Raw genomic sequence first — 5,411 nt, 5'->3', positions numbered from 1 at the left:
CCTATGACACGTTCAAGGAATTGGTACTGAACCGGCGCGGTAAACCGCTGGCCCCAAGTGCCAAGCGTTTCGAATCCAGCGAAGCCTTGTCCGATGCCGTGAGCCACGATCCTCAAGGTATCGGTTTTATCGGCCTGCCCTACGTGCGTCAGGCCAAAGCCGTGGCGATTGTCGACGGCGACTCGCAACCCATGTTGCCGCTGACCAGCCTGATTGCCACCGAGGATTACCCGTTGTCACGCCGGCTGTTCTTTTATCTGCCGCCGTCGAGCCATAACCCTTGGGCCAAGGCACTGGTGGACTTTACCCAGAGCAACAAAGGCCAGGCGATCGTGGCAGGCAATGGTTTTATTGCCCAGCAAGTGCAGGCGATAGGCGTGGAGCCACGCCCGTCGATGCCCGAGGATTATCAAACCATTGCCCGGGACGCCCAGCGCTTGACCGTGAACTTCCGTTTCGAGGAAGGCAGCGCCAGCCTGGACAACAAGGCTCGCCAGGATTTGCAGCGGGTGGTGGCCTATATCCGAAGCCACGACAAACTGGATAAGCAGGTCACGCTGGTGGGGTTTGGTGATGTGAAGAATGATCCACAGCGAGCGGCGTTGCTGTCGAAGCTGCGGGCGATGGCCGTGCGGCGGGAACTGGTCAAGAGTGGCGTGGTGCTGCGCGATATCCGTGGGTTTGGTGCGCAGATGCCGGTGGCGGCGAATACGGCGGATGAGGGGCGGATCAAGAATCGGCGGGTGGAGGTCTGGGTGTACTGAGCCCTGGGGGATTTGTGCTGGTGATACTGGCCTCATCGGGGGCAAGTCGAATCGTCGCACCGCCCCTCCCACATTGGACTGCATTCCTATTGGAGAAATGCGGTCAAGTGTGGGAGGGGGCTTGCTCCCGATTGCAGGCGACGCGGTCTTATTGCCCGCTGCGCATCAGCTCCCGAGGCACATACTTGCCGATCTCGAACTTGCCGATTGCCGCGCGGTGCACTTCGTCCGGGCCGTCGGCCAGGCGCAAGGTGCGTTGCATGGCGTACATGTAGGCCAGCGGGAAGTCGTTGGAGACACCCGCACCGCCATGAATCTGGATGGCACGGTCGATCACCTTCAACGCCACATTCGGCGCCACCACCTTTATCTGGGCGATTTCGCTTTTCGCCACTTTGTTACCGACGGTGTCCATCATGTAGGCGGCTTTCAGGGTCAACAGGCGCGCCATGTCGATTTCCATGCGCGAGTCGGCGATCTTGTCGATGTTGCCACCCAAGCGCGCCAACGGCTTGCCGAACGCGGTACGGCTGACAGAGCGTTTGCACATCAATTCCAGCGCACGCTCGGCCATGCCGATGGAGCGCATGCAGTGGTGAATGCGACCCGGGCCAAGCCGGCCCTGAGCAATTTCGAAGCCGCGACCTTCACCCAACAGCACGTTTTCATACGGTACCCGCACGTTGTCGAACAGCACTTCGGCGTGACCATGGGGGGCGTCGTCGTAGCCGAATACTGGCAGTGGGCGCACGATTTTCACGCCAGGTGTGTCCACCGGCACCAGGATCATTGAGTGCTGCTGGTGACGCGGCGCGTCAGGATTGCTCAGGCCCATGAAGATCAGGATCTTGCAGCGCGGGTCGCAGGCGCCGGAAGTCCACCACTTTTTACCGTTGATCACCCATTCGTCGCCCTGGCGCTCGGCACGGGCGGCCATGTTGGTGGCGTCCGAGGACGCCACGTCCGGCTCGGTCATGGCGAAGGCGGAGCGGATCTCACCGCGCAACAACGGCTCGAGCCAGCGCTGCTTCTGTTCTTCATTGGCGTAGCGCACCAGCACTTCCATGTTGCCGGTGTCGGGAGCGGAGCAGTTGAACGGCTCCGGGCCGAGCAAGGAGCGGCCCATGATTTCGGCCAGCGGCGCGTATTCAAGGTTGGTGAGCCCGGCGCCCAGTTCGGATTCCGGCAGGAACAGGTTCCACAGGCCTTCGGCTTTGGCCTTGGCTTTCAACGCTTCCATGATGGCGGTGGGCTGCCAGCGGTCACCTTCGGCAACCTGGCGTTCGAACACAGGCTCGGCCGGATAAACGTAGGCGTCCATGAACGCGGTGACGCGCTCACGCAGTTCCTGAACCTTGGGCGAATAGGCGAAATCCATGAGCAGCTCCCTTCTTTGAGAGGTTGTTTAGGTCATGCATTCGATGCTAGAACAGCGTTGATAATTTACCTAGCCTATTCTCGGCGTGTATTAACATTCATCACCGATATATGATCGGCGCATGGACACCTGACAAATCGCCACCTGACAATAAGAGCGCAACGAAATGAATCTGAGCAAGGTCGACCTCAACCTGTTTATCGTCTTTGACGCGATCTACACCGAAGCCAACCTGACCCGCGCCGGGCAGATTGTCGGTATCACCCAACCGGCGGTGTCCAACGCCCTGGCGCGCCTGCGCGAAACCTTCAACGACCCGCTGTTCGTACGTACCGCCCAAGGCATGGTGCCCACCCCCATGGCGCAGAACATCATCGGCCCGGTGCGCAATGCGTTGTCGTTGTTACGGGTGTCGGTGCAGGAAAGCCGGATTTTCAACCCGCAACAGGCGGCCAAGACCTATCGCATCAGCATGACCGACCTCACCGAGGCGGTGATTCTGCCTCTATTGTTCCAGCGCTTGCGCCGCCTGGCGCCCACGGTGGCGATTGAAAGCTTCCTGTCCAAACGTCGCGAGACCACTAAAGAATTGGCCGCCGGGCGCCTGGACTTTGCCGTGGACGCACCGCTGAACACCGACCCACAAGTGCGTCACGTCAAGCTGATGGAAGACCGCTATGTCTGCGCGATGCGCAAGGGGCATCCGCTGGCGGGCAAGGACAAATTCACCCTGGATGACTACCTGTCGCTGACCCATATCCATATCTCCAGCCGCCGTAACGGCCTGGGCCATGTCGACCTGGCCCTGGGCAAGATGGGCATCCAGCGCAAGATCGCCCTGCGTTCCCAGCATTACTTGATGGCTTCCCAGGTGTTGCAGCAGACCGACATGGTGATGACCGTGCCCGAACGCTTCGCCCGCCGCCATGAGCTGCACTGGTTCAACCTGCCGGTCAACGACGTGCCTCCTGTGGAAACCCATCTGTACTGGCATGAGAGCACCGACCAGGACCCGGCGAACCGCTGGATGCGTGAGCAGATGATTGAGTTGTGCCAGCAGGTCATGGCTCAGGACAAGAAACTGGACGGCAAACAAACCTGACCTGTCGACCTTGACGTTAACGTCAACCAGCCACTAGCCTAACGCCCAAGCCATCTCTTGGGTACTCGCATGAGCACGACCTACAGCATCTCCGACCTCGCCCGCGAGCTCGACATCACCACCCGCGCCATCCGTTTCTATGAAGAGCAAGGCCTGCTGAGCCCGGAGCGCCGGGGCCAGGAGCGCATCTACTCGGCGCGGGACAAAGTCAGCCTCAAGCTGATCTTGCGCGGCAAGCGCATCGGTTTCTCACTGGCCGAATGCCGCGAGCTGATCGAACTCTACGACCCCACCAGCGGCAATCACATCCAGCTCAACAGCATGCTGGCAAAGATCGCCGAGCGCCGTGAGCAGTTGGAGCAACAACTGCTGGATATCGAACAGATGAAACTGGAACTGGACACCGCCGAAGAGCGCTGCACCCAGGCCCTGGCGCACACCATGAGCCAGGTTGGCCATTGATCAGAAGGTAATTGCCATGTCTCTCCCCTCCTCTGTTCGCCTGGTCGAAGTCGGCCCACGCGACGGATTGCAGAACGAAGCCCAACCCATCACCGTGGCCGATAAGGTCCAATTGGTGGACGCCCTCAGTGCTGCGGGCGTGAGCTACATCGAAGTCGGCAGTTTTGTCTCGCCCAAGTGGGTGCCGCAAATGGCCGGGTCGGCAGAAGTGTTTGCACAGATCCAGCGCAAGCCCGGCGTGACTTACGGTGCCCTGACGCCGAACCTGCGTGGATTTGAAGATGCGCTGGCTGCCGGGGTGAAAGAAGTCGCGGTATTTGCGGCGGCGTCCGAGGCGTTTTCCCAGCGCAACATCAACTGTTCCATCAGCGAAAGCCTGGAGCGCTTCGCACCCATCATGACGGCGGCCAAGCAGCATGGCATCAGCGTGCGCGGGTATGTGTCCTGTGTGCTGGGCTGCCCTTACGAAGGTGAAATTGCACCGGAGCAAGTCGCGGCGGTCGCGCGCGAGTTACATGCCATGGGCTGCTATGAAGTGTCCCTGGGCGACACCATCGGCACTGGCACTGCGGGCGCTACGCGGCGGTTATTCGAAGTGGTCGGGGCACAGGTGCCACGGGAGAAGTTGGCAGGTCACTTCCACGACACTTATGGCCAGGCCATCGCCAATATCTACGCCAGCCTGCTAGAAGGTATCAACGTTTTCGACAGCTCTATCGCAGGCCTCGGCGGCTGCCCTTACGCCAAGGGCGCCAGCGGTAACGTCGCCACCGAAGATGTGCTGTACCTGCTCAACGGCCTGGGAATCGAGACGGGTATCGACCTGGACACATTGATACGTGCAGGCCAACAGATCAGCCACGTATTGGGCCGGCCCACCGGTTCGCGTGTAGCCAAGGCGCGTAACGCCGTTTGAGTAGCGTGATCATGACAATGTGTTACCGCACAGCTACACATCGAGTAACACGGGAACATATTTTGTCATCTTTGCCGTAGGCTATTTCTCTCATAAAACATAACCTGTTGATTTTAAAGCACTTAAAAAAGTTGGCACGGCTTCTGCTATCTCTATGGCATAACAAGAATAAAAAGCGCCAAACCTAATAAAAATAAGACGAAACGACTCTGACATAACAAAAACAACACGGCAGAGACGCAGCTAACAGATTTTTTTGGAGAAGATGTGCTTCGCAGGGTACGGCGTGCCGAAACCCGCAACCGGTTAGAGAAAAATAAAACTACCTCAGGTAGCTACCCACTGGTTGGATCGATAACGAAGAAGCAGGTCAGCGCTCAAAAAAATACGTTTGCTCTTGACCCCGGATGGGGGTCGCCAAAAACAGCGGTAAAGGGTAACGGTTGCCAAAAACAACAATAGACCGCCCCTCAATAATAAAAAAAGAGCACGCAACGACAAATTAAAGGGGACCCTCGGGTCCCCTTTGTGCTGTCTGACCCGCCCGTTCAGAGCAATGTTCCACTCGCCGCCGCGAAATTGTTCAGCACCCTGCGCGTCAATACTTTCAGGACTCTCTGCTCCAGCACCTGCCGCTCAGTCCCTAGCAGATTGAGTTCTCGCTCGTAAAATGCACTTTGCATCGAACCATTCACCAGGATTTCATCCCTGCGTTTGCCCAGCAGACCCGCCAGCCGGTCGGTCGCCTCAGCATGCTTGGATTGCCAGTCAGCACCTGCGTCCTGTTGG

The 5,411-nt window shown here is 58.8% G+C and carries 6 protein-coding genes; 4 read left to right on the top strand and 2 right to left on the bottom strand.

Annotated elements, in window-relative coordinates; all coding sequences use genetic code 11:
- Nucleotides 1-764 (top strand): phosphate ABC transporter substrate-binding/OmpA family protein (locus ACRESD_RS11100; protein ID WP_431750948.1); only part of this gene is annotated, 764 nt, incomplete at its 5' end.
- Nucleotides 765-912: 148 nt separating this feature from the next.
- On the opposite strand, the gene ACRESD_RS11095 is transcribed toward ACRESD_RS11100, so the two are convergent.
- Nucleotides 913-2,142: an acyl-CoA dehydrogenase gene (locus ACRESD_RS11095; protein WP_431750947.1), complete on the bottom strand. Its 1,230-nt coding sequence runs from the start codon at nt 2,140-2,142 to the stop codon at nt 913-915.
- A gap of 166 nt (nt 2,143-2,308) precedes the next feature.
- On the opposite strand from ACRESD_RS11095, the gene ACRESD_RS11090 reads away from it, so the two are divergent.
- The 3 genes from ACRESD_RS11090 to ACRESD_RS11080 all read left to right on the top strand — a co-directional run bounded on the left by ACRESD_RS11090 (nt 2,309) and on the right by ACRESD_RS11080 (nt 4,622).
- The gene (locus ACRESD_RS11090) at nt 2,309-3,244 is read left to right on the top strand and encodes a LysR family transcriptional regulator (RefSeq protein ID WP_431750946.1); all 936 of its coding nucleotides are present in this window, start codon (nt 2,309-2,311) and stop codon (nt 3,242-3,244) included.
- A 69-nt stretch (nt 3,245-3,313) separates the two neighbouring features.
- Nucleotides 3,314-3,706: a MerR family transcriptional regulator gene (locus ACRESD_RS11085; protein ID WP_176998861.1), complete on the top strand. Its 393-nt coding sequence runs from the start codon at nt 3,314-3,316 to the stop codon at nt 3,704-3,706.
- A 16-nt stretch (nt 3,707-3,722) separates the two neighbouring features.
- Entirely contained in the window at nt 3,723-4,622 is a 900-nt protein-coding gene (locus ACRESD_RS11080) for a hydroxymethylglutaryl-CoA lyase (protein ID WP_431750945.1), read from the top strand.
- A gap of 548 nt (nt 4,623-5,170) precedes the next feature.
- Here the strand turns inward: ACRESD_RS11080 and ACRESD_RS11075 are convergent.
- Nucleotides 5,171-5,411, bottom strand: a 241-nt coding sequence (locus ACRESD_RS11075) for a hypothetical protein (protein ID WP_431750944.1), incomplete at its 5' end; no start/stop codon positions are given.

The organism is Pseudomonas sp., from assembly GCF_050739995.1.
Taxonomy (GTDB): domain Bacteria; phylum Pseudomonadota; class Gammaproteobacteria; order Pseudomonadales; family Pseudomonadaceae; genus Aquipseudomonas.
The sequence above is the reverse complement of the archived record's forward strand: the minus strand, read 5'-3'. Positions and strand labels throughout refer to the sequence as shown.

Bases quoted from the DNA above. Each gene is read 5' to 3' on its own strand.
- ACRESD_RS11085 (WP_176998861.1), top strand. From the start codon at position 3,314: ATGAGCACGACCTACAGCATCTCCGACCTCGCCCGCGAGCTCGACATC.
- ACRESD_RS11090 (WP_431750946.1), top strand. From the start codon at position 2,309: ATGAATCTGAGCAAGGTCGACCTCAACCTGTTTATCGTCTTTGACGCG.
- ACRESD_RS11095 (WP_431750947.1), bottom strand. From the start codon at position 2,142: ATGGATTTCGCCTATTCGCCCAAGGTTCAGGAACTGCGTGAGCGCGTC.
- ACRESD_RS11080 (WP_431750945.1), top strand. From the start codon at position 3,723: ATGTCTCTCCCCTCCTCTGTTCGCCTGGTCGAAGTCGGCCCACGCGAC.